Origin of the sequence: Rhizobium sp. BG4 (assembly GCF_016864575.1) — a bacterium.
GTDB lineage: Bacteria > Pseudomonadota > Alphaproteobacteria > Rhizobiales > Rhizobiaceae > Rhizobium.
Window position 1 is genome coordinate 1,107,059 of the sequence record NZ_CP044125.1, and the last position, 21,934, is coordinate 1,128,992.

Here is a 21,934-nt window from a genome sequence, read left to right on the forward strand (position 1 = left end):
GGCGAGAGCGCCTCAAGCCGTCAGTTTTGGCCTGACGGCATCGGCAATTTCGCGCATGCGATCGACCGGCGCATGGCCGATCAGCATGAAGGCATGGGTGGCTGTCGACCAGTAGATGACGTTCATGCCCTTGCGCCCCTCGATGTCGGGCTCCTTGGCGCCCTTCTCCGAGCGGACGATGCAGAGCGCCATCGGCCCGGTCTCGGGATCGAGATAGGCGATCTGCGCCAGGGGGTGGTCGTCATATTCGAGCAGCTGGGCGCGCTTGAAATCGACGCCCGGCAGGGCGACGGCTTCCGGCGAAAGGTTGAGGCCGAGCTTGCTATCGACGCGGGCGAGCTGGGCGGTCTGGACATCGGCGGGGGGAACCGGGCCTGCCAGCGTATCCGGCGTATAGAGCGCGATATATTCGGCAACGACGCTGCGCCATTCGCTGCCCTCGTCGCGGCCGAGATTGCGGCCAATCCCGAGATAGGCGCGGTCCGCGATGATGCCGACGGCAAGCGATGCGGCGAGCGCGCCGAAGAGGCCGCGGCGGGTGATGGCGGAGCGCTCCGTTTTGGCAGCGGCAGCGGGCGCCGGGATCGCGGCGAGCATGGCCTCGAGCTTCTGCTGCGGCGCTTCATCGAGAAGCGGCGCGAAAGCCTCGCGGAACGGCATGCTGCCATTTGCCAGAAACTCGATACGGGCGGCGACTTCCTCGTCTTCATTGGCAAGCGCTTCGATGCGCGCCATCTCCTGCTGCGGCAGTTCGCCGTCGAGGAAGGCGGTTAGCTGTTCGTCGGAAGGCATGCGGATATCGCTGGTCATGGGCGCCCTCCTTCGGCTGTTTCGGCGGAGAGCCTGGCGCGGGCGGCGGCAAGGCGGCTCATCACGGTTCCGATCGGTATGTTCAAGATTTCTGCGACCTCACGATAGGCGAGCCCTTCGACATAGGCCAGGAATACGGCGCTGCGCTGGGCCTCCGGCAGGGCATCGACCTTGCGCAGCAGCTGGGTGGCGGCGACATGCGTTTCGGTCGCCCCTGCCCCATCGAAAACCAGGGCTTCCTCGGCATCGGCGAAGCCTTGGCCCTGCCGCACCTTGCTGGCCCTGATCTCGTTCAGCCAGATGGAATGGAGAATGGAAAACAGCCAGCGGTCCAGCCGGGTGCCCGGCTCGAACTGCGCGGCGCGTTCCAGCGCCCGCACGCAAGTCTGCTGCACGAGATCTTCGGCGACATCCCGCTTGCGCGACAGCACGAGGCCGTAGCGCCAGAGCCGGGAGAGGTGCTCCGTCAGGCCCGTCCTGATATCCGCTTCGCTCGCGATGGCCGCCTCCGCGCCTGCTGTTTTCGGCAGTGCCGCCGGTTTGACCGGCGACTCCGATTTCGCGCGACTATAGGCAAGAAACGGGGCGTGTGCGACCGCCATCAGAGCAATCCTTTGCAGCCGGCTTCGCCCATTTCCTGGCCCTCAGATCTTCGAGGGATCGATGATCGCGGCGTTCAGATCCTGATATTCCTCGCAGCCGGTGCCGCAGATCGTCTTGATCGTTGCCAGCTGGTCCTTGGCCATGTCGAGCTGGCCCTTGATGACATAGGCTTCGCCGAGATATTCGCGAACCTTGGCATATTGCGGATCGAGCTTCACGGACTGCAGGTAGTAGGAAATGCCTTCATCGGTGCGGCCGAGCTTGCGGGTGGCATAGCCGCGGTAGTTCAGCACCTCGGCGTTGTTCTGGTCCTTCACCGTGTCGAGCATGGCGAGCGCTTCGTCATAGCGGGCGGCCTTTGCCAGCGAATAGGCATAGTCAGTGCGGTTCTCGTCGGTGATGTTGGCGCTGCTCTGCTTCACGCACTTCTTGGCCTTCTTGTCGTAGACCTCGCCCTTCTTGCAGACCGGCATGGTCTCGCTGTCGTCGCCTGCGGCGAATACCGGGACGGAGAATGCCGATGCGGCAATCAGGCCGCCGAGGACGAGAGAAGCGATACGGACAGTCGTGGTCGTCATGGGAAAATCTCCAGGGAAAATGACGTTGCACGCCGAGAACACCGCTCGCCGGGATTTTATTCGGCGGGGCTGACGATTTTCTCCGATCACCTTTTTGTGAGGGGCGCGCGCCGAATAAAGCCGGTGCCCGGGTGTTCTCCGCCCGCCGGCAGAACAAGGAGAACTCCGTGAACCCAACGGTGAAATTGCTCAGTCTCGCGACCGCCGTTCCGACTGATATCATTACGCAGGAGGAGGCCGCAGCTGCCTCCGCGCGGCTGTTTGCGCATCGCTTCAAGGATTTCCGGCATCTTGCCGGCGTGTTCGAGAATGCCGGGATCAGCAAGCGGCATGCAGCACGGCCGCTCGAATGGTTCGAGGCGCATCACGGCTGGCAGGACCGGATGGAGGCCTATGCTGAGGTCGCCAGCCAGCTCTTTGCCGAGGCGGCGGAAAAGGCGCTGGCGCAGGCCGGTATCTCCGGAAGCGATATCGACTGCGTGGTGACGGTCTCCTCGACAGGGATCGTGACGCCGAGCCTCGACGCGCGCCTTTCCCGGCAGCTGGGGTTCAGGGCGGATATCGAACGTGTGCCCGTTTTCGGGCTCGGCTGTGCGGCCGGTGTTTCCGGTCTCGGCATCGCGTCTCGGATGGCGGCGGTGCGGCCGGGCAAGACGGTGCTTTTCGTGGCGCTTGAGCTCTGCACGCTCGCCTTCCGGCTGGACGAGCTGACGCGGCCGAACATTATCGCGACCGCGCTGTTTGCCGATGGCGCGGCGGCCTGTGTGCTGCAGAATGGCGAGCGCGGGATCGCCGAGGTGGAGTCCTCGGGCGAGCATCTCTTTCCGGATACGCTCGATATCATGGGCTGGAAGATCGACGATACCGGCTTCGGCATCCTCCTGGCGCAATCGTTGCCGCCCTTTGCCGAGCGTGAACTCGGACCGGCGATCGATGGCATTCTTTCGCGCAGCGGGCTCGCCCGCCGGGATATCGGCCGCTTCATCTGCCATCCGGGTGGCGCGAAGGTGATCGGCGCCATGGAGACGACGCTCGGGCTGGAGCCGCAAAGTCTCGATCACGAGCGCGCCGTGCTCGCCGAATTCGGCAACATGTCTTCGCCGACAGTGCTCTTCGTGCTGGAGCGCGCCATCCGCGCGGGCCTGCCGGAGCGCGCCGCCGTCATCGCCATGGGACCCGGCTTTTCGGCAAGCTGCGTGACGCTGAAGAGGATCGGATGATGATGCCTTCCCTCCTTCTTCTCGGCTTCGTGACACTGCAGCGGCTGGCCGAATTGCTGATTGCGAGACGCAACACGCGGGCGCTCATGGCCCGCGGTGCACGAGAGGCGGGGGCGGCGCATTATCCTGTCATGGTCGCGCTGCACGCGGCCTGGCTCGGCGGTCTGTGGCTGCTGGCGCTTGGGCATCAGGTGCAGGTTGGCTGGCTGGCGGTGTTTCTGCTGCTGCAGGCGCTGCGGGTCTGGGTGCTGATGACATTGAAAGGGCGATGGACGACGCGGGTGATCGTGCTGCCCGGCGAGCAGCTGGTGACAGCGGGCCCCTACAGGCTCTTCAGGCATCCGAACTATGTGATCGTGGCAGGCGAGATCGCGGCGCTGCCACTTGCCTTTGGCCTGCCCCTCTACGCCCTGCTTTTCTCCATTCTCAACGCGGCGATGCTGTGGGTGCGCATCCGCGTTGAAAATGCCGCACTGAGCGGGCAATGAAATTGAAATGAAAGGCGATTTTTCGTTTGCACCGCGGCCAGCCTAAGGGCATTTTCGGGTCTTGGAACTCAGTGGGCTGCAAGAAAAAATGACCAAGACTGCGATCGTTCTCGGTGCCGGCATCATCGGCGTTTCGACTGCCATTCATCTGCAACGCCGCGGGCGGCAGGTGGTGCTGGTCGATCGCAAGGCACCGGGCAACGAAACGTCGTTCGGCAATGCCGGCCTCATCCAGCGCGAGGGCGTGGTGCCCTACGGCTTCCCTCAGCAGCTCGGCCTGTTGCTGCGTTATGCGCTGAACAACCGCATCGACGCCCATTATCACCTGAAGACGCTGCCGAAGCAGGTGGCGTTCCTCGCCCGCTACTGGTGGAACTCCAATGCGCGCCGCCACGAGGCGATCACCCGCGCCTATGCGCCGCTGATCGAGAACTCGGTTTCCGAACACCGCGACCTGATCGAATCCTCAAATGCCGAGGCGCTGATCCGCAAGGACGGCTGGATGCGGGTGTTCCGCACCCAGGAGAAGTTCGACGAGGCGATTGCCGAAGCCGCACTCTGGGAGCGCGAATTCGGCGTCACCTATGACAAGCTCGGTTCCGCCGATGTTGCCGGCATCGAGCCGGGGCTGACGCAGACCTTCAAGGGCGGCCTGCGCTGGCGCGATCCGTGGTCCGTGCTGGATCCGCATGCGCTGACGGCGGCCTATTGCGCCTATTTCGAAAGCATCGGCGGCCGCTTCGTCAGCGGCGATGCGAACTCGCTGGGACAGGCCGGTTCCGGCTGGCGGATCGCGACCGTCGAAGGGCCGGTCGATGCCGATGACGCGGTGCTGGCGCTCGGCCCCTGGGCGGCGGTGGCGACGAAGCGGCTCGGCTACTCCTTCCCGCTCGGCGTCAAGCGCGGCTATCACATGCATTACGCCGCGCAGGGCAATACCGTGCTCAACAACTGGACGCTCGATGCCGAGCGCGGCTATTTCCTGGCACCGATGAACAAGGGCATCCGCCTGACGACCGGAGCGGAATTCGCAACGCTCGATGCGCCGAAGACCCCGGTGCAGCTCGATCGCGCCGAGAAGGTGGCCCGCACCATCTTCCCTCTCGGCGAGCGCCTCGACCCCGAACCGTGGATGGGCGCCCGCCCCTGCACGCCGGATATGATGCCCATCATCGGAAAGGCGCCGCGCCATAACGGCCTGTGGTTCGCCTTCGGCCATGCCCATCACGGGCTGACGCTCGGGCCGGTGACCGGCCGGGTGCTGGCGGAGCTGATCACCGGCGAGACGCCGTTCATCGATATCTCGGCCTATTCGCCGCAGCGCTTCAATGCCTAAGCGCTTGCGTAATTTAGCTTTTCGGCGCCAGATGAATCCGCATCGCGCCGCTTCAAGGAAATAGGATTCCTCCAAATGTGGAGACTGAAGTTCTAGTATTGCGCTAGAATTTCAGGAGAATCCCATGTCCATCGCTTCACCCAGCCTTCCCGGGCTGAAAGAACCATCGCTCGGAACGCCGGGCCTCGGCTCGCTTGCCGTCCTCGTTCTCGGCACGCTGCTGCTCGGCTATTACTACGGACCGGCGCAGGGCGCGCTCTTCCTCGTCGGCGGGGCGCTCGGTATGGCGCTCTATCATGCCGCCTTCGGCTTCACTTCTGCCTGGCGCGTTCTCATTCTCGACGGCCGCGGCCGCGGCTTGCGGGTGCAGATGATCCTGCTTGCGATCGCCGTGGTGCTGTTCTTCCCGTTCCTCGCAAGCGGCACGCTGTTCGGCCATGAGGTGAAGGGCTCGGTTTCGCCTGCGGGCCTCGGCGTCATCGCCGGATCCTTCATGTTCGGCATCGGCATGCAGCTTGGCGGCGGGTGCGCTTCGGGCACGCTGTTTACCGCCGGTGGCGGCAATGCGCGCATGCTGATCACGCTCTTGTTCTTCGTCATCGGCTCTGTGCTCGGCACCGTGAATTTCGACTGGTGGGTGAGCCTGCCGTCGCTGCCGCCGACCTCGCTCGTGCAGAGCTTCGGCGCCGTGGGCGGTATCGCGGTTTCGCTTCTGATCTTCGCCGCCGTCGCCTGGATCAGCGTCATCGTCGAAAAGCGCTGGCATGGCTCGCTTGAGCAGCCGGCCCCCTCGCCGCGCCAGGGCCTCTCGCGCTTCCTGCGCGGTCCCTGGCCGCTGGTGCTCGGTGCCGTGGCGCTTGCGCTTCTCAACTTCGTGACGCTCGCGATCGCCGGCCGCCCCTGGGGCATCACTTCGGCCTTCGCGCTCTGGGGTGCGAAGGGCGCGCTGCTGCTCGGCATCGACCCGACCGCCTGGGCCTACTGGCAGACGCCGGCCAATGCCAAGGCGCTTTCCGATAGCGTCTTTGCCGATATCACCTCGGTCATGGATTTCGGCATCATTGCCGGTGCGATGCTCGCATCGTCGCTTGCCGGACGTTTCTCGCCGAGCTGGGATATTCCGCTGCGCTCGGTCGTTGCTGCCGTCGTCGGCGGCCTGCTGCTCGGCTATGGCGCGCGCATCGCCTATGGCTGCAATATCGGCGCCTATTTCTCCGGCATCGCATCAGGCAGCCTGCATGGCTACCTCTGGGCGCTCTCGGCCTTTGCGGGGAATATCGTCGGCGTGAAGTTCCGTCCGTTCTTCTTCCTGGAGAAGAAGAACCTCCGCCGGATCGACGGCTAGGAAATACCGAGCGGCGCGAGCTTCTTTCGCGCCGCTTCCGCAATTCCCTCGATCGTATCGTCGATATCGACGGTAACGACGCCGGGTTCGCCGGTCGGAACTTCGAGGGTTGCGAGCTGGCTTTCGAGCAGCGAGGCCGGCATGAAATGGCCGGTGCGGTGACCCATGCGGTCGGTCAGCAGCTCCTTCGAGCCGTCAAGATAGACAAAGAAGAGATTGCCGCCGGCGGCACTGCGCAGCCGCTCGCGGTAGATGCGCTTCAGCGCGGAGCAGGAGACGATGACGCCCTCGCCCCTGGCGAGCGCGGCCTTGATCGTCTCGCCGATGAGATCGAGCCAAGGCATCCGGTCGTCGTCTGTCAAAGGGATACCCTTGGACATCTTCTCGACATTGGCGCGTGGATGAAGCTGGTCGCCTTCGACGAAGCGGAGGCTGAGCGCCTCCGCCAGTTTCTCGCCGATCGAGGATTTGCCGGAGCCGCTGACGCCCATGACGATGATGGCATGGGGCTTGCGGTTGATCTCCGGCATTTCTGATCCTCGTTCTCGGGCTATCGTCCCTTAGGAAGCAACAGCCGCCTTGCGGGCCAGACGTGCCCGGATGGTATCGACATCGGCCCGCGGCGTGGCCGCAAACAGCGTCTTGGTATAGCTGTGCTGCGGATCGCTGAAAACCTGATCGCGGCTACCGTATTCGACTGCTTCGCCGAAATACATCACCATGACGTCGTCTGCCATGTAGCGAACGACCGAGAGGTCGTGGCTGATGAAGACGTAGGTGAGGTTCAGCTCGTCCTGCAGGTCGGCGAGCAGGTTCAGCACCTGTGCCTGCACCGAGAGGTCGAGCGCCGAGACCGGCTCGTCGAGGACGAGAAGGCGCGGCTTCAGCATCAGGGCGCGCGCAATGGCGATGCGCTGGCGCTGACCGCCGGAGAACATGTGCGGATAGCGATTGAAGTGGATCTCCTGGAGACCAACCTTCTTGAGCATCGCCATCGCCAGTTCGCGCCGTTCGGCAGCGGGCGTATTGGTGTTGATGATCAGCGGCTCCATCAGGATATCGCCGATCTTCTTGCGCGGGTTCAGCGAACCATAGGGGTTCTGGAAGACGATCTGCACCTTGCGGCGGATCTCCGGCGTCAGGTCGCCGGCGGCGATATCCACCTTCTTGCCGTCGATCATCAGTTCGCCCGCCGTGGCAGGGTCGATCATGGTGACGATACGGGCAAGCGTGGACTTGCCGCAGCCGCTTTCGCCGACGATTGCCAGCGTCTTGCCCTGCTCGACCTTGAAGCTCACGCCCTTGACGGCGTGAACGGTCTTTGCCTGCTTGAACAGGCCGCCCGGCAGATAGTAGTCGCGGACGATATTCTTGGCTTCGAGGACTGGCGTCATTGAGCCGCTCCCTGATTGAAAAGCTCGCCGATGGTCGGCAGGCGATCACCGGTGGCGTTGTCGGGAAGAGCGGCGAGCAGAGCGCGCGTGTAATCGCTCTTCGGCGCTTCGAAGAGCGACAGGACGTCGGCCTCTTCCATCTTCTTGCCCTTGTACTGAACGATCACGCGATCGGCGGTTTCCGCGACCACGCCCATGTTGTGGGTGATCATGATCAGGCCCATGCGATGTTCCGTCTGCAAGCGCATCAGCAGATCGAGGATCTGCTTCTGGATCGTCACATCAAGCGCGGTGGTCGGCTCGTCGGCGATCAGCAGCTTCGGATTGCAGGCAATCGCGATGGCGATCATCACGCGCTGGCACTGACCGCCCGACATCTGGTGCGGGAAGTGGTTGAGCCGCTCGGCCGGGTTCGGAATACCGACCGCCTCGAAGAGTTCGATCGCACGCTTGCGGCGCGCGGCCTTGTCGAGGCCGAGATGGATCTTCAAGACTTCCTCGATCTGGAAGCCGACCGTGAAGCACGGATTGAGGCTGGCGATCGGTTCCTGGAAGATCATCGACATGTCCTTGCCGATGATCTGGCGGCGCTGAGCACCGGACATGCCGAGCAGGTTCTGGCCGTCGAAGACCATCTTGTCGGCGGTGACCTTGGCGGTCCAGGGCAGAAGGCCCATGGCGGCCAGCATCGAGACCGACTTGCCGGAACCGGATTCACCGACGATGGCGAGAACTTCGCCCGGATCGACCTTCAGGGAGACGCCGTCCACGGCACGGAAGGCACCGGTCGACGTCTGAAACTCGACGACGAGATTTTCGATTTCGAGAAGTGCCATATCAGGACCTCTTCAGCTTGGGATCGAGCGCATCACGCAGGCCGTCACCCATCAGGTTGATGGCAACGACGGTGATGAGGATCGCGAGACCCGGGAAAGTGACCACCCACCAGGCGCGCTGGATGAACTCGCGCGCTTCGGCAAGCATCGTGCCCCATTCGGGTGTCGGCGGCTGTGCGCCCATGCCGAGGAAGCCGAGGGCGGCTGCATCGAGGATCGCCGCCGAGAAGGCGAGCGTTGCCTGAACGATCAGCGAGGCCAGGCAGTTCGGCAGGATGGTCTTGAACATCAGCCGCAGCGTGCCGGCACCGGCAACGCGGGAAGCGACGACATATTCCTTCTCGCGTTCGCTCATGACGGCAGCGCGCGTCAGGCGGACGAAGTGCGGCTGGTTGACGATCGAGATGGCGATCATCGCGTTGGTCAGGCCCGGGCCGAGAACCGCGACCAGCACCAGGGCGAGCAGCAGCGACGGGAAGGCCAGGATGATGTCCATCAGGCGCATGATGACGATGTCGACGCGGCCGCGGAAATAACCGGCAACGAGACCGATCAAAACGCCGGCAACGACCGAGAGCGTGACGACGACGACGCCGATGAACAGCGAGAAGCGCGCGCCATAGATCAGACGCGACAGGATATCGCGGCCGACGGCATCGGTGCCGAGCGGATAGGAGAAGCTGCCGCCGTCCATCCAGAACGGCACCGACAGCAGAAGCTGGCGGTTCTGCTCGTCAGGCGCATGCGGGGCGACAATTGGCGCGCCGATGGCGATGACGAGGATCAGCAGGAAGATGAAGAGGCCGATGACGGCGCCCTTGTTTCGCGAGAAATAGTACCAGAACTCCGCGAGGGCGGATGGCTGGCCGGTTTTGGTAGATACCGTGCTCATGGGCCGCTCCTAGTGACGAATACGCGGGTTGATAAGGCCATAGGTGACGTCGACAAGCAGATTGACCAGCATGATGATGCCGGCGATCAGCAGAAGACCACCCTGGACGACCGCATAGTCACGCTTGAAGACCGCATCGACCATCCACTTGCCGATACCCGGCCAGGAGAAGATCGTCTCGGTCAGGATCGCGCCTGCGAGCAGCACGCCGACCTGAAGACCGATGGTCGTGATGACCGGGATCATGGCATTGCGCAGCGCGTGGACGCCGACGACACGCAGGGGCTTCAGACCCTTGGAGCGGGCGGTGCGCACATAGTCCTCACCCAGCACTTCGAGCATCGCCGAGCGCGTCTGGCGCGCGATGACGGCCAGCGGAATGGTGGCGAGAACGATGGTCGGCAGGATGAGATAGCTGACGGCGGACTTGAAGGCGCCGGCCTGGCCGGACAGCAGACTGTCGATCAGCATGAAGCCGGTGACCGGCTTGAAGAAATACATCAGCGAGATGCGGCCCGAAACGGGCGTCCAGCCGAGATAGCCGGAGAAGAAGATGACGAGCAGCAGGCCCCACCAGAAGATCGGCATCGAATAGCCGATAAGGGCAACGCCCATCACACTCTGGTCGAACCAGGTCCCTCGCTTGACCGCTGCAAAGACGCCGGCGGGAATGCCGAGCAGAGCCGCCAGGATGATGGCGCAGAGCGACAGTTCCAGCGTAGCCGGGAAGAGCGTGAAGAATTCGCCGAGAACCGGGCGCTTGGTGACGATCGAGGTTCCGAGATCGCCGTGCAAGACCTTACCCAGGTAATCGAAATACTGCACATACATCGGCCTGTCGAAGCCGAGATCATGCATGATCTGGGCGTGACGTTCAGGCGCCATGACTCGTTCGCCCGACAACAACATGACGGGGTCGCCCGGAAGCAGGCGGATGAACGAAAAGGCGATGAGCGAAACGCCGAGGAACGTTGGGATCAGCACCGCGAGGCGGCCGATGAAAAAACGTAACATGGCAGGTGTCCAATAGTTTCCGGCGGTCAGGATGATCCTGACCGCCGGCCAAGCCCGGCTCTCGCCGGACAGTTTACAGATTTTCTATTATTCGGAAATGTCCACGCCGTCGAAGCGGTGGATACCGAGCGGGTCCATGTGGAAGCCCGTGACCTTCTTGCTCATCGGAACGAAGACGACCGAGTGGTCGATCGTTGCCCAAGGAGCTTCCTTCTTGAAGATCAGCTGAGCCTGCTCATAGAGCTTGGTGCGTTCTGCGACGTCGGCCGTCTGCTTGGCCTTCTTCATCAGATCGTCATAGTCCTTGTTGCACCACTGAGCGCGGTTGTTACCGCCAACAGCCGTGCAGCCGAGCAGCGTGTCCATGAAGTTATCCGGGTCGCCGTTGTCGCCGGTCCAGCCGAGGATGACGGCGCCATCGCGCTTCACGTCGGAGGAGAGCTTCAGGTATTCGGCCCATTCATGGGTAACGATTTCGACCTTGACGCCAACCTTGGCGAAGTCGGCCTGCATCAGTTCAGCTGCGCGGCGTGCGTTCAGCATGTACGGACGCGAAACCGGCATTGCCCAGATCTTCATCGAAAGATCCTTGATGCCTGCAGCTTCAAGAGCCTTCTTCGAGCCTTCCGGATCGTACTTGTCGTCAACGACGGCATCATTGTACGACCACATTGTCGGCGGGATCGGGTTCTTGGCAACGGTGGCGGCGCCCTGGAAGACGGCGTCAACGATAGCCTGCTTGTTGATCGCCATGTTCAGCGCGCGGCGGACTTCCGGCTTGTCGAAGGGAGCCATCTGCGTGTTGTAGGCGAGGAAGCCGATGTTGAGGCCCGGCTGTTCGGCAACGGTGAGATTCTCGTCCTTCTTCAGCTCGGAAACGTCAGCAGCGTTCGGATAAGGAACGATGTGGCATTCGCCAGCCTTCAGCTTCTGGGCGCGGACCGAAGCGTCCGTGGTGATCGCGAATACGAGATCGTCGATCTTTTCCTTGCCCTTGAAGTAGGTTTCGTTGGCCTTGTAGCGGATGACGGCATCCGGCTGGTAGGCAACGAAGGTGAACGGACCGGTGCCGAGCGGCTGCTGGTTAAGCTGAGCCATCTTGCCGTCAGCTGCGAGCTTGTCGGCATATTCCTTGGAAACGATCGATGCAAAGTCCATGGCGAGGTCGGCCAGGAACGGAGCTTCCGGACGGTTCAGCGTGAACTTGACCGTCAGGTCGTCAACCTTTTCGATCGACTTGACGAGATCCGGGAAGCCCATGCCGGCAGCGTATTCGTAAGAACCGCCTTCAACATACTTGTTCCACGGATTGTCGGCGCGCAGCTGGCGCTCGAACGAGAAAACGACGTCATCGGCCGTCAGGTCACGCGTCGGCGTGAAGAAGTCGGTCGTCTGGAACTTTACGCCCGGATGCAGCTTGAAAGTGTATTCCTTGCCGTCGTCCGAAACGGTCCAGCTGTCGGCAACGCCGGGCTCGATCTCCGTACCGCCGTGCTTGAATTCGACGAGGCGGCTGTAAACCGTACGCGAGGAAGCGTCAAAGGTCGTGCCTGCGGTGTAGAGGCTCGGATCGAAGCCTTCCGGCGATCCCTCAGAGCAGTAGACAAGCGTCTTGGAGTAGGCGGCGGTGGCCATGACCGAAGCCAGGGCTGTCGCTGCCAGCAGGACAGAGAACTTTTTCATGATGTTGTTTCCCAGGTTTGTTCTTTTTGATCTTTGGAGATCGGCGCTAGTTATCCCGATCGGCGGGCCGATGGAACGACATTTATTTGCTGAAAGCAACGCCATCCGCAGAAAATTTTTCCGTAAAAGCAACTTTAGAAATTTTCGGTCAAAAATAGGCCCAAATTTGCAAGATTGAGGCACATTCGCCCGCGATTCTGTCGCATTTGGTATAATTTCGCGTCTCTCGACGGCATTGAAAGCGGTTTCAAGAGGCTGTGATATATCAACAAGACGTGACCGGAAACGAGAAACCGCAGCTACCGGGAGTAGCTGCGGTTTCATGACGATTTTCGACTATTCCAATATTAGGCAGCCGGAGCGGGTATCGCAGGCTTGCGAAAAGCCTGGTCGCCGGTGAGGCCGAGCAGGAAGTTGATCTGCGGGCGGGCCTTCACGAGGTCGTCGATGGAATATTCGGTCAGCACATCGAAGAAGGCGTTCAGCGCCTTGCGCAGTGCCGAGTTCAGACCGCAGCTATCGACGAGCGGGCACTCGACCGCGCCATCTTCAAAGCACTCGGCCATTGCGAAGCTGTCTTCGGTAACGCGCACGACATCGAACAGGCTGATATCGGTTGCCGGCTTGCCAAGGCGCACGCCGCCATTGCGGCCACGAACGGTTTCGACGAGACCCGCCTTGTTCAGCGGCTGCAGGATCTTGAAAAGGAAAAGCTCGGAAACACCATATGCCTTGGCGATTTCGGGGATCCGGCTCAGATGTCCTTCATTGGCAGCGCAATACATCAACATGCGAACCGCATAGTTGGTCTGCTTCGTCAATCGCATGCCGTTCTCCTGACTCGATAGGGGCTGAAGCCTATATAGTGGCTTTGATAGTTTTGAACAATTCCAAAATATGAAAATCGGAGTCACGTTTATGCGGCCCCTCGCCGCATAGCGTCAAACGAAAAACGGGCCCCGCCGGGAGCCCGTTTTCCTGATCCTATAATGAAGATCGCTTACTTCATCGTCGGCATGACGAACTCGGCGCCATCCTTGATGCCCGACGGCCAGCGGCTGGTCACGGTCTTGGTGCGGGTCCAGAACTTGATCGAGTCGGTGCCGTGCTGGTTGAGATCGCCGAAGGACGAAGACTTCCAGCCGCCGAAGGAGTGGTAGGCGAGCGGAACCGGGATCGGAACGTTGACGCCGACCATGCCGATATTGATGCGCGAGGCGAAGTCGCGGGCCGCATCGCCGTCACGGGTATAGATCGCGACGCCGTTGCCATATTCATGCTTCATCGGCAGTTCGAGGGCTTCCTCGTAGTTCTTGGCACGGACGACCGAAAGGACCGGTCCGAAGATTTCGGTCTTGTAGATGTCCATATCGGGCGTGACGTTGTCGAACAGGCAGCCGCCGACGAAATAGCCGTCTTCATAGCCCTGGAGCTTGAAGTCGCGACCGTCGACGACGAGCTTTGCGCCTTCATCGACACCCTTGTTGATCAGGCCCATGATGCGCGCCTGGGCTTCCTTGGTGACAACCGGGCCCATGTCCGCCTTGTCGTCGGTATAGGGACCGATGCGCAGCGACTCGACCATCGGGGTCAGCTTGGCGATCAGGCGGTTGGCGGTTTCCTCGCCGACCGGAACGGCAACCGAGATCGCCATGCAGCGCTCGCCGGCAGAGCCGTAGCCCGCGCCCATCAGCGCGTTGGCAGCCTGATCGAGATCGGCATCCGGCATGATGATCATGTGGTTCTTGGCGCCGCCGAAGCACTGGGCGCGCTTGCCGTTCTGGGCAGCTGTACCATAGACGTAACGGGCGATCGGCGTGGAGCCGACGAAGGAGACGGCCGAGATATCCGGATGCGTCAGGATCGCGTCGACCGCGCCCTTGTCGCCGTTGACGACGTTCAGGATGCCGGCAGGCAGGCCTGCTTCGATCATCAGTTCGGCAAGACGGATCGGAACGGACGGATCGCGCTCGGAGGGCTTCAGGATGAAGGCGTTGCCGCAGGCGATCGCCGGGGCGAACATCCACATCGGGATCATGGCCGGGAAGTTGAAGGGCGTGATGCCGGCGCCGATGCCGACGGCCTGGCGGATCGAATACATGTCGATATTCGGACCTGCGCCTTCGGTGAATTCGCTCTTGGCGAGATGCGGAATGCCGATGACGAATTCGCAGACTTCGAGGCCGCGAATGATATCGCCCTTGGAGTCTTCGATGGTCTTGCCATGTTCCTTGGAGAGCAGTTCGGCAAGCTCGTTCATGTTGTCATTGAGCAGCTGAACGAACTTCATGAACACGCGGGCGCGGCGCTGCGGGTTGGTGGCAGCCCACTTCGGCTGAGCAGCCTTGGCGCTCTGTACCGCTGCATCCATCTCGGCATCGCTGGCGAGCGCGACCGTTGCCTGAACTTCGCCGGTTGCCGGGTTATAGACGTTGCTCGTGCGGCCGCTGGTGCCTGCGACCTGCTTGCCGCCGATGAAATGTCCGATCTGACGCATGAGAAGTGCTCCTCCTATTTTTTGGATGGCGAACAATCGCACTTCAATTTGCACAAATCAATGAGCTAAGATAAGCAACCGTTGTGCATAAATTATAGCGCGATGCGAAATACGGCCGAAGCGCCCGATGATCGGGCAAGCGGGCAAACTCAAGATAAGGCGATCCATCGATGAGTGAAGACCGTGTCGTCAGAATGGCGGAAATCGAGATCGATATCAGGCATCTCGACGCCTACCGCGCGCTGCTTGCCGAGGAGATTTCGGCATCGGTCGCCTTCGAAGACGGCGTGCTGTCACTCAGTGCGGTCGCCGTCGTCGGTTCTCCGGAGAAGATCCGCATTCTGGAGGTCTATGCCAACCGGGAGGCCTATGAAGCGCATCTGCAGACGCCGCACTTCCTGAAATACAAGACCGGCACGGCCGGCATGGTCACATCGCTGACGCTTCTCGATGTCGAACCGATCATCATGTGCAGCAAGCCATGAACTGGGACGACGTTCGCATCTTCCTCGCCGTTGCCCGCACCGGGCAGATCCTTGCCGCCTCGAAGCGGCTGGGGCTGAACCATGCGACGCTGTCGCGGCGGTTGACTTCGCTGGAGGAAGCGCTGAAGACGCGCCTCTTCGTGCGCCGGACGAATGGCTGCGAGCTGACCGCCGAGGGCGAGATCTTCCTGGCTTCGGCGGAGCGGATGGAAACGGAGATGCTGGCGGCACAGGCCAACCTCGGCCGCACCGACACGGCGATCGCTGGCACGGTGCGGATCGGCGCTCCCGATGGTTTCGGCGTCTCGTTCCTGGCGCCGCGCATGGGACGGCTGATCGAGCGCCATCCCGAACTGAAGATCCAGCTGGTGCCGGTGCCCCGCTCCTTCTCGCTGTCGCAACGCGAGGCGGATATCGCCATCACACTGGAGCGGCCGGAACAAGGGCGGCTGGTTTCCGCCAAGCTCACCGATTACACGCTCGGTCTTTACGCCTCTCAGAGCTATGCCGACGCCAACGGCCTTCCTGCCGATGCCGAAGCGCTGAAGCAGCACCGCCGCATCGGCTATGTCGAAGACCTGCTCTTTTCGCAATCGCTGAACTTCACCGGCGAAGTGATGCGCAACTGGGATGCCGCCTTCGAGATTTCATCCGCCACCGGGCAGACGGAAGCCGTGCTTTCCGGCGCCGGCATCGGCATCCTGCATGATTACATCGCGCGCCAGCACGACAAGCTGATCCGCATCCTGCCGGAAATCTCGATCCGGCGGGCCTACTGGACGACGTTCCACGAGAGTGCGCGCGAACTGGTGCGCGTGCGCACCGTTTCCGATTTCCTGCAGGAGCTCGTCGCCGCCGACCGGCACATCTTTCTATAGAAGGTGCTTGGGCGGCTCCTCGTTTTCATCGGGATTGGGGTTCGGAGCCTCATCCGGAAGCCTGTCGGGCTCCGGCTCCTTGATCGGCGGCTCCGGCTTCCAGCCGGGTCCCGGCATCGGCGGCTGATCGGGGATAGGTTCGTTCGGTACGGACATATCCTGCTCCTTCCGTCTTGTTGGATTGTTCAGTTGTCCGGCTTCAGGGCCTCGGCGGCGCGCATCGGCATGCTGTCGATGATGGCGAACAGCTCGCCATTGCTGACGGGTTCGCTGACTTTCAGCTTCACCGTGCCGTCCTTGCCGATCAGCACGGCATGGAAATCTCCGGCATCGGGTGCGTCGAGTTCGGTGCGCAGTGCCTCCGCCGCGATCGGTTCGGCGGAACCGAAGACCGGCTTGACGCTGTTGCCCGCGACTTTCAGGACGATCATGTCGCGCTCGTCGAGTGCCGGCCGGTCGGCCAGCAACTGGTTCTCCTGACGCGCGGCGCGACTGTTATCCCTGTCGGAGAAAATCACGAAGACGCGGTTCTTCCACTGGAACTGCTCGAGGCTGGCGATTGCCGCATAGGCGACATTCGTCTCGTCCACCTTGGTCGCACCGTATAGAAGCGTCTTCGACATTCCCGTTCTCCTGTCCACGGATAGAACGGCTGGAGGGAACCGGGAGTTCCATGATTACCGGGAACGAGGTCCTGAAACGAAAAAAGCCGGTCAGATCGACCGGCTCTTTTGGTTCGCCCTGAAGGCAATTACATCGGGACGAAAGCAGAAACCGGAACCTGCAAGGCAGCGGCGATGCGCTTCAGCTTTGCCGGGTCGGCATGTTCCCCATTTTCAATTTCAGTAATTTCCGCAGCCACCAGGCCACAGGTTACCGCCAGATCATCAACACTGTACCCAACAGCTTCGCGGGCCTTCTTGACCTCAGCGGCGACATTGATGGCTGAAATGGCGGTGGCTTTGGATTGATCCAGATTCTTGAGAGAAATGGACATTAAAGTCTCCTTCTAAAAGCACTCAAGTAACCCCCGGCACAAAATGGCACTCCCGCTCACATTTTGCAACGCAATATAAGAGAAAGTTTACTTGTGCCGCAGCCGGTAGATAGGCGGGCGGCGCCACAGGGCAATAGCCGGGGGATTCGTCATGCGGATCGGGCGATCACGCACCATTCACTTCGATGTTTTGAGAGGAATGGTACGGTTGGGGGTCTCGAACCTCCGACCTCAGGTGCCACAAACCTGCGCTCTAACCAACTGAGCTACAACCGCACAATGCCGCGCTCGGCGCGACGGGGGTCACATACGAGGACTTGAAAATTAATTCAAGCCCTATCTCCCCTCAATATACAAAAAGGCTGGACGAGGGGGCCAGCCTTTCTTTGATTTTCGATCAGCGGATCAGGCGACCTTGAAGGAGGCCATGACCTTTTCAGCGGCTTCCTTGGAAGGCTTTGCCAGCTTTTCGGCAACCTGCTTGGAGGTTTCCTGCATCGACTTTGCCTGCTCGACGGTCAGCTCGGCCTGCTTGCGGACGAACGCCGTCTGCAGCTCGACGAATTCGGCAATGGACTTGACGCCGAGCAGCGCTTCCATGTGCGACAGGGAGTTTTCTGCGTTGGTGCGCAGGGCGTCGATCGCCTTGAGGCCGATCTCGACAGAACCGGCCTGAGCCGTCTGAACGGTGGCTTCCAGGGTCTTGCCAGCTTCTTCGCCGGCAGACTTCATCTTGGAATAGGCATCACGGGACTGCTGTGCGCCCTTTTCAGCAAAATCGCGGAAGGATTCTGCGAACTTGGACGGATCGAATGCAGCCATTGAAAAAACGTCGTCTGTCTTTATGGTAGCCATGGATGCGAGCTCCTTGAGTCCGGGCGTTTGACGCCCTTTAGTTTGGATATAGCTTATATAGACGATCTTATTGTGCATTGCAACATAATTGTGCGACGCACAACGCATTAACCTTTCCGCCCGAAAAGGCGGCCTCAAGCTGGACCCCTTTCCGGCGCATCGTTATTAATAGACCGTTAATTTAAATGAGGCCGAAGGTAGCAAGGTTTCCCATGCCCGCTGTCCAGTACCCGTTCATCGATATTGCCGTGCATCAGCGGGTGCGGGAGCGCTTTTCGCGCGGGGAAGCCATGGTGCTGTTCTCCGCCGATCTGACCCGCCTGCTCTGGGCAAACGGCACCGGCGCCGAGCTTTTCGGCCACTCAGCCGTCTATGACCTGCTCGATCAGGGCGTCGGCAATGGCGACATCACCTTCCGCCAGCTGGAGACGACGGCGCGGCAGCTGACATCGACCGGCGACAGCCGCAATCTGATGATCCGCATCGTCAAGGGCTTTCAGCGCGTGCCCGTTCAGGCCGTGGTCGAGCGTATCGCGCTTTCGACCGGCGAGCGGGCGATCCTGTTTTCGGTTCCCGTTGCGGGCAAGGCCTTGCCGGCCAGCGCTTCGGCAGCGCAGATGATCCAGGGTCTCGACGATCCCGATACGCATATGGCGGTGATCGGCGCAGAGGGCGAAGTGATCGCCTCCTCGCCCGGCTATGCCTCGCTTGGAATCACCCAGCAGACTGCAAAGAGCCTGACGGGCCTTGCCGCCGCCCATCCGGACCGGCTGGTGAAGCGCCCTGTTGCGACCGGCAAGGGCTACCTGCCGGCCGCCGTCGGCAAGCTCAGCGACGAACCGGTCCTCAACCTGCTTTTCGCCGTCGAAACCGTGCTCGGCCACCTCGACCCGATCGATGCTGCGGTGCCGGAACCAGCCTTATCCACAGCCGCCGTTAACCATATCGAGCCACCGAAGTTCGACGAGGCGCTCAATGCGGTCGCCGGCATCGAGGATGTCGAAGAGGTTCTGGAGAGCGTCGCCGAGGCTGAGGAGCCTGTTGCCGAAGAGCCCGAAGTCGAAGAACTCGTTGCCGACGTAGAGGCGCAGGCGGATCTGGCGGAAGGCGCTGTCGAGGAAGAAGAGACGCTTCCCGAGGCTGCCGAGCTGGAGGCAACCGCCGCCGAAGACGACGGCCCCATCGCGATCGAGCCGGAACCGAATGTCGTGCTGGATGCGGAGCCTCTGGACGCCCCTGCCGAGGATGTTGCGGAAGAAGAGCCGGTAAGCGCGGTTTCGGAAGAGCCCGAACAAGAGAGCGTTCCCGAAGTTGCTCCGGTTGAAGCCGTTGCTGCAGAGCCCTCCTCCGGCTTCAAGTTCCAGCCGAACAGCCGCGCCACGCGCTTTGTCTGGAAGATCGATTCGGCTGGCTGTTTCAGCGAAGTGTCGAACGAGTTTGCCGAGGCGGTCGGCCCGAATGCGGCGAATGTCATCGGCGTTGCCTTCAGCGATATTTCCGCCCTCTTCAATCTCGACCCCGAAGGCAAGATCGCCGAGGCGCTGGAGCGCCGCGACACCTGGTCGGGCAAGACCATCCATTGGCCGATCGAAGGCACCAGCCTCGTCGTGCCCGTCGATCTCGCGGCCCTGCCAACCTATACGCGCCAGCGCGAATTCGACGGCTTCCGCGGCTTCGGCGTCGTGCGCCTGTCGGATGCGGCGGAAGATCCGCTCGCCCTTGGCCTGACGCTCGGCCCTGATGGCATCGGCCGGGATGCTGCCAGCCTTGACCAGCCGGTCGACGTGCCGGAGGAACCGATTGCCGAAGAGCCGGCGACTGTAGAAGCCGAAGCTCCCGCACCTGTCGAAATCCCGTTGCCGCGCGAAGAGCCGCCGGTGCTGCGCATGGCGGAAACGCCGAGCCGCCGCCTGACCGACAAGATCGTGCAGCTGCACAATGCCGGACCGGGGCTCAGCGCTGCCGAGCAGGCAAATTTCCGCGAGATCGCCAAGCGCCTCGAGGCTTTTGGCGTACGCGATACCGAAGATGAAGCCGGCGAACCGGTACAGCCGGAAACGCCGGCTGCTGCCAACGATGCGGCTCCGGTGGAGATCGAGACGGCTGCTCCTGCTGAGGAGATTTCAGGCACCGAAGACGTTGCGAGCTTCGAGGCTGCCAACGAAAACGATGATGTTTCTGCAGAAGCCGCAGAAGACGAGGCCGTTGCCGACGATAGCGATGACGATGCCACCGAGGGATTGCCGGAAACGTCGGTGAGCCCGCTCGACATGCTGAGCAGCGTCATCCCGCCCCGCGTGAAGATGACGGACGGGCTGTCTTCCGCCACCGTCGATCAGCTGCCGGTCGCGGTGCTGATCCATGCCGGTGACGAGCTGATGCATGCCAATCCGGAATTCATGCGCCTGACCGGCTATGCCTCGCTCGAGGCGCTCGACGAGGTCGGCGGTCTCGATGCGCTGCTACAGCGCCGGGAGCTGGAAGAAAATACCGGCCGTCCGGGCGCGATGATGCTTGTTACCGCCGATGACAGCCTGGTGCCGGTGACGGCACGGCTGCAGTCGGTTCGTTGGGAAGATGCGAGCGCGCTGATGCTGGCGCTGATGCCGGTCGAGGCAAAGGACGTGCCGCCCGCGAAGGTGGAAGAAGAGCCGCGCCAGGAAAACCGCTCCGACCGCATGGTCGAGAAGGTCGCTAAGCTGCAGGTCGAAGTCGAGGAACTGCGCTCGATCCTGGAGACGGCCACCGATGGCGTCGTGGTGATCGGCGCCGAGGGCGATATCCGCTCGATGAACCGCTCGGCAAGCGCGCTCTTCAACTACGACGAAGAGGAAACGCGCGGCAAACCCTTCGTCATGCTCTTCGCTCATGAAAGCCAGAAGGCGGTGCTCGACTATCTGAACGGCCTCTCGGGCCACGGCGTTGCCAGCGTGCTGAACGATGGGCGCGAAGTGATCGGCCGCGAAGCGTCCGGCGGTTTCGTGCCGCTGTTCATGACGATGGGCCGCCTCACCTCCTCCAGCGGCTATTGCGCCGTCATCCGCGACATTACCCAGTGGAAGCGAACGGAAGACGAGCTGCGCAGCGCCAAGGGCGCGGCCGAAACCGCCAATGCCCACAAGACCGATTTCCTGGCGCGCATCAGCCACGAAATCCGCACGCCGCTGAATGCCATCATCGGCTTCTCCGACATGATGGCGAGCGAGCGTTTCGGACCGATCGGCCACCCGCGCTATATCGAATATGCCAACGACATCGGCCGCTCCGGGCGCCATGTGCTGGATATCGTCAACGACTTGCTCGACATCTCGAAGATCGAGGCGGGCGAGATGGATCTCGATTTCGCGTCGGTCGGTCTGAACGATGCTGTCTCGGAAGCCGTTGCGCTGGTGCAGCCGCAGGCGAACGGCCAGCGGGTGATCATCCGCACGGCGCTGTCGCAATCGGTTCCGAATGTCGTTGCCGACCTGCGCTCCGTCAAACAGATCGCGCTCAACATCCTGTCGAATGCGATCCGCTTCACGCCGTCGGGCGGCCAGATCGTCGTCTCGACCTCTTATGAGAGCAATGGCAGCGTCGTGCTTCGCGTCCGCGATACCGGCATCGGCATGACGCGCAGCGAGCTCGACCAGGCGATGAAGCCGTTCCGGCAAGTCTCGGCGCAATCGCGCCACCGCGGTGACGGCACCGGTCTCGGCCTGCCGCTGACCAAGGCGATGGTCGATGCCAACCGGGCGATCTTCGCGATCAACTCGGCGCCGAACGAAGGCACGCTTGTGGAGATCACCTTCCCGTCGCAGCGGGTTCTGGCCGGCTGAAACGAAAAAAGGCAGCCTGGGGTTTAGGCTGCCTGGAGTTTGGTGCTGTTCAACAAGGGGCTCAGTCGCTCAACGTCATGTCACGGGAGCCAAGTGCTCCTAGCTGCCTATCATTCACAGCTCCAAGTGCCATCACCTTTGACGGACCTCCGTTAACGAATGGTTGCCGGAACCGGGAAGCTCTGAAGGGTGGAAGCTTGTAGTT

At 61.9% G+C, this 21,934-nt stretch carries 22 protein-coding genes and 1 tRNA gene; 7 read left to right on the forward strand and 16 right to left on the reverse strand.

What is annotated here, in order from left to right; translation table 11 throughout:
• Nucleotides 1–12 precede the first annotated feature (12 nt).
• The 3 genes from F2982_RS05880 to F2982_RS05890 are packed head-to-tail and all read right to left on the reverse strand — an operon-like array spanning nucleotide 13 to nucleotide 1,991.
• Nucleotides 13–810 carry an anti-sigma factor gene (locus F2982_RS05880; protein WP_203429549.1) on the reverse strand — a complete coding sequence of 266 codons (798 nt, stop codon included), beginning with the start codon at nucleotides 808–810 and terminating at the stop codon, nucleotides 13–15.
• Nucleotides 807–1,412 (reverse strand): RNA polymerase sigma factor, encoded by a 606-nt coding sequence (locus F2982_RS05885; protein ID WP_203429550.1) that lies wholly within the window; start codon nucleotides 1,410–1,412, stop codon nucleotides 807–809. Before F2982_RS05885 ends, F2982_RS05880 begins: the two co-directional genes overlap by 4 nt.
• 42 nt (nucleotides 1,413–1,454) lie before the next feature.
• Entirely contained in the window at nucleotides 1,455–1,991 is a 537-nt protein-coding gene (locus F2982_RS05890; protein ID WP_112713146.1) for a tetratricopeptide repeat protein, read from the reverse strand.
• 167 nt (nucleotides 1,992–2,158) lie between these two features.
• On the opposite strand from F2982_RS05890, the gene F2982_RS05895 reads away from it, so the two are divergent.
• From F2982_RS05895 to F2982_RS05910, 4 genes are all read left to right on the forward strand, one after another.
• On the forward strand, nucleotides 2,159–3,211 hold the full coding sequence (locus F2982_RS05895; protein ID WP_203429551.1) for a type III polyketide synthase: 1,053 nt from the start codon (nucleotides 2,159–2,161) through the stop codon (nucleotides 3,209–3,211).
• The gene (locus F2982_RS05900) at nucleotides 3,208–3,699 is read left to right on the forward strand and encodes an isoprenylcysteine carboxylmethyltransferase family protein (RefSeq protein ID WP_203429552.1); all 492 of its coding nucleotides are present in this window, start codon (nucleotides 3,208–3,210) and stop codon (nucleotides 3,697–3,699) included. Before F2982_RS05895 ends, F2982_RS05900 begins: the two co-directional genes overlap by 4 nt.
• An 88-nt stretch (nucleotides 3,700–3,787) precedes the next feature.
• Nucleotides 3,788–5,035: an FAD-binding oxidoreductase gene (locus F2982_RS05905; protein ID WP_203429553.1), complete on the forward strand. Its 1,248-nt coding sequence runs from the start codon at nucleotides 3,788–3,790 to the stop codon at nucleotides 5,033–5,035.
• Nucleotides 5,036–5,159: 124 nt separating this feature from the next.
• Nucleotides 5,160–6,380 carry a YeeE/YedE family protein gene (locus F2982_RS05910; RefSeq protein WP_203429554.1) on the forward strand — a complete coding sequence of 407 codons (1,221 nt, stop codon included), beginning with the start codon at nucleotides 5,160–5,162 and terminating at the stop codon, nucleotides 6,378–6,380.
• Here F2982_RS05910 and F2982_RS05915 read toward each other — a convergent pair.
• The 8 genes from F2982_RS05915 to F2982_RS05950 all read right to left on the reverse strand — a co-directional run bounded on the left by F2982_RS05915 (nucleotide 6,377) and on the right by F2982_RS05950 (nucleotide 14,696).
• On the reverse strand, nucleotides 6,377–6,910 hold the full coding sequence (locus F2982_RS05915; protein ID WP_203429555.1) for a gluconokinase: 534 nt from the start codon (nucleotides 6,908–6,910) through the stop codon (nucleotides 6,377–6,379). The two genes, F2982_RS05910 and F2982_RS05915, sit on opposite strands and share 4 nt — an antisense overlap.
• 30 nt (nucleotides 6,911–6,940) lie before the next feature.
• A complete protein-coding gene (locus F2982_RS05920) occupies nucleotides 6,941–7,774 on the reverse strand; it encodes a dipeptide ABC transporter ATP-binding protein (protein ID WP_112713156.1) in 834 nt (277 codons plus the stop codon).
• Nucleotides 7,771–8,610, reverse strand: a complete 840-nt coding sequence (locus tag F2982_RS05925; protein ID WP_203429556.1) for an ABC transporter ATP-binding protein — start codon at nucleotides 8,608–8,610, stop codon at nucleotides 7,771–7,773. Before F2982_RS05925 ends, F2982_RS05920 begins: the two co-directional genes overlap by 4 nt.
• Nucleotide 8,611: 1 nt before the next feature.
• Nucleotides 8,612–9,502 (reverse strand): ABC transporter permease subunit, encoded by an 891-nt coding sequence (locus F2982_RS05930; protein WP_112713160.1) that lies wholly within the window; start codon nucleotides 9,500–9,502, stop codon nucleotides 8,612–8,614.
• A gap of 9 nt (nucleotides 9,503–9,511) precedes the next feature.
• Nucleotides 9,512–10,516, reverse strand: coding sequence for an ABC transporter permease subunit (locus tag F2982_RS05935; RefSeq protein ID WP_112713162.1), 1,005 nt, complete (start codon nucleotides 10,514–10,516; stop codon nucleotides 9,512–9,514).
• Between the two features lie 87 nt (nucleotides 10,517–10,603).
• On the reverse strand, nucleotides 10,604–12,199 hold the full coding sequence (locus tag F2982_RS05940; protein WP_112713164.1) for an ABC transporter substrate-binding protein: 1,596 nt from the start codon (nucleotides 12,197–12,199) through the stop codon (nucleotides 10,604–10,606).
• Nucleotides 12,200–12,546: 347 nt separating this feature from the next.
• Entirely contained in the window at nucleotides 12,547–13,026 is a 480-nt protein-coding gene (gene rirA / locus F2982_RS05945) for an iron-responsive transcriptional regulator RirA (protein WP_112713166.1), read from the reverse strand.
• A 173-nt stretch (nucleotides 13,027–13,199) separates the two neighbouring features.
• Nucleotides 13,200–14,696: a CoA-acylating methylmalonate-semialdehyde dehydrogenase gene (locus F2982_RS05950; RefSeq protein ID WP_112713168.1), complete on the reverse strand. Its 1,497-nt coding sequence runs from the start codon at nucleotides 14,694–14,696 to the stop codon at nucleotides 13,200–13,202.
• A 170-nt stretch (nucleotides 14,697–14,866) separates the two neighbouring features.
• On the opposite strand from F2982_RS05950, the gene F2982_RS05955 reads away from it, so the two are divergent.
• A complete protein-coding gene (locus F2982_RS05955) occupies nucleotides 14,867–15,181 on the forward strand; it encodes an antibiotic biosynthesis monooxygenase (RefSeq protein WP_130279026.1) in 315 nt (104 codons plus the stop codon).
• The gene (locus F2982_RS05960) at nucleotides 15,178–16,059 is read left to right on the forward strand and encodes a LysR family transcriptional regulator (RefSeq protein ID WP_203429557.1); all 882 of its coding nucleotides are present in this window, start codon (nucleotides 15,178–15,180) and stop codon (nucleotides 16,057–16,059) included. The genes F2982_RS05955 and F2982_RS05960 overlap by 4 nt, the downstream gene beginning before the upstream one ends.
• Here F2982_RS05960 and F2982_RS05965 read toward each other — a convergent pair.
• The 5 genes from F2982_RS05965 to F2982_RS05985 form a co-directional block, all read right to left on the reverse strand.
• A complete protein-coding gene (locus F2982_RS05965) occupies nucleotides 16,054–16,215 on the reverse strand; it encodes a hypothetical protein (protein WP_165402627.1) in 162 nt (53 codons plus the stop codon). The two genes, F2982_RS05960 and F2982_RS05965, sit on opposite strands and share 6 nt — an antisense overlap.
• Before the next feature lie 29 nt (nucleotides 16,216–16,244).
• Nucleotides 16,245–16,682 (reverse strand): DUF4174 domain-containing protein, encoded by a 438-nt coding sequence (locus F2982_RS05970; protein WP_203429558.1) that lies wholly within the window; start codon nucleotides 16,680–16,682, stop codon nucleotides 16,245–16,247.
• A gap of 128 nt (nucleotides 16,683–16,810) precedes the next feature.
• Nucleotides 16,811–17,056, reverse strand: a complete 246-nt coding sequence (locus F2982_RS05975; RefSeq protein WP_112713176.1) for a helix-turn-helix transcriptional regulator — start codon at nucleotides 17,054–17,056, stop codon at nucleotides 16,811–16,813.
• Between the two features lie 200 nt (nucleotides 17,057–17,256).
• Nucleotides 17,257–17,332: transfer RNA gene (locus tag F2982_RS05980), tRNA-His, on the reverse strand.
• 129 nt (nucleotides 17,333–17,461) lie between these two features.
• A complete protein-coding gene (locus F2982_RS05985; RefSeq protein ID WP_112713178.1) occupies nucleotides 17,462–17,911 on the reverse strand; it encodes a phasin in 450 nt (149 codons plus the stop codon).
• A gap of 212 nt (nucleotides 17,912–18,123) precedes the next feature.
• On the opposite strand from F2982_RS05985, the gene F2982_RS05990 reads away from it, so the two are divergent.
• A complete protein-coding gene (locus F2982_RS05990; RefSeq protein ID WP_203429559.1) occupies nucleotides 18,124–21,729 on the forward strand; it encodes a PAS domain-containing sensor histidine kinase in 3,606 nt (1,201 codons plus the stop codon).
• Nucleotides 21,730–21,934: the final 205 nt, after the last annotated feature.